Origin of the sequence: Elioraea sp. (assembly GCF_051860475.1) — a bacterium.
Classification (GTDB): Bacteria; Pseudomonadota; Alphaproteobacteria; order Acetobacterales; family Acetobacteraceae; genus Elioraea.
Window position 1 is genome coordinate 1 of sequence record NZ_JBHYDW010000289.1, and the last position, 1,210, is coordinate 1,210.

Genomic DNA, 1,210 nt, shown 5'->3' on the forward strand with positions numbered 1-1,210 from the left:
CTGCGCATCGTCACCGCCGACGAGCGGCTCTCCGAGGCGGCCAACAAGACCACCATGGCGCTGTTCGGCCCGAGCGGTGTGGGCAAGACCACCCTGGTCACGACCCTGCCGCACGCGACCACGCTGTGCGTCGATCTCGAAGCCGGGATGAAGTCCGTGCAGGACTGGCCGGGCGACAGCATCCCGGTCCGCTGCTTCGAGGATGCGATCGATCTCGCCTGCCTGATCGGCGGCGTGAACCCGGCGGCGGATCCGAACGGCTTCTTCTCCGCCGCGCACCACCAGCACCTGGCGAACGCCCATCCCGATCTCGTCCGGCTGATTGCCGGCAAGACGACGATCTTTCTCGACAGCATCACCGACCTGACGCGCCAGGCCATGGCGTGGGCGAAGACCCGGCCGGAGGCGTTCTCCGAGAAGACCGGCCGGCCAGACACGCGCGGCGCCTACGGGCTGATGGCGCGCGAGGTGATCGGGCTGCTCAAGCACCTGCAGCACGCGCCGGGCAAGACCGTGATCATGGTCGGCATCCTCGAACGCGTCGCCGACGAGTTCGGGCGTGTGACCTGGCAGCCGCAGATGGAGGGCGGCAAGGCCGGGCGCGAGCTGCCGGGGATCGTCGATCAGGTGATCACCATGGCGCTGTTCTCGACCGATCCCGACGGCGCGCTGCGCCACGACCCCGAGCACGGCACGGCGCGCCGGCTGGTCTGCACCGCGGCCAACCGCTTCGGCCTGCCGGCGAAGGACCGCTCCGGTCGCCTCGCCGAGACCGAACCGCCCGATCTCGGTGCCCTGCTTCGCAAGATCAACGCAACCCGGAGGTGATGACGATGACGTTCGACCTGAACGACGCCGAGCTGCCGCGCAACTCCGACCTGATCCCGGATGGCAGCTTCGCCAAGGTGACGATGGCGCTGCGCCCGGGTGGTACCGATGGCGAGGGCGAGCACGACCGCGGCCTGCTCAAGCTCTCGAACACGCCCGGCAGCGACGTGCGCATGCTCGACACCGAGTTCACGGTGGTCTCGGGCCCGCATGCGCGGCGCAAGTTCTGGCACCAGTTCACGGTGCAGGGCGGCAAGGTCGACGAGCACGGGGTCTCGATCGGCTGGAAGATCTCGAAGGGGATGTTCCGGGCGATGGTGGACAGCGCGCTCGGCCTCGATCCCCAGGACATGAGCGAGGCGGCGAAGGCGAAGCGCAAGCT

1 protein-coding gene and 1 pseudogene are annotated in these 1,210 nt (G+C 69.1%); both read left to right on the forward strand.

The genetic code is table 11. From position 1 onward, the window contains the following. Window positions 1–828: ATP-binding protein (locus ACTIFU_RS23780; RefSeq protein WP_439580804.1), on the forward strand; the 828-nt coding region annotated here is incomplete at its 5' end. Window positions 829–833: 5 nt separating this feature from the next. Next, window positions 834–1,210: pseudogene (locus tag ACTIFU_RS23785) on the forward strand (hypothetical protein); the annotation flags it as partial.